At 58.2% G+C, this 239-nt stretch carries 1 protein-coding gene; it reads left to right on the top strand.

Going from position 1 to position 239, the window contains the following annotated elements:
• A partial coding sequence (locus tag ACTHSP_RS24055; RefSeq protein WP_440347231.1) for a beta-galactosidase occupies window positions 1-239 on the top strand: 239 nt, incomplete at both ends.

Here is a 239-nt window from a genome sequence, read left to right as displayed (position 1 = left end):
TCGTGGGACAGCTATCCGACGTGGCACGACGCCGACGAAGACTCGAATCAAGCGGCAAAAATCGCTATGATGCACGATATCGTACGTTCGATCAAAGGCGGACGTCCGTTCCTGCTGATGGAAAGCACGCCGAGCTTGACCAACTGGCAGGACGTGAGCAAGCTCAAGCGTCCGGGCATGCACCTGCTGTCGTCGCTGCAAGCGGTCGCGCACGGTTCGGACAGCGTGCAGTATTTTCA

The organism is Neisseria sp. P0001.S005, from assembly GCF_051963715.1.
Note: the sequence above shows the minus strand (reverse complement) of the source record. Positions and strands in the feature narration are given on the sequence as shown.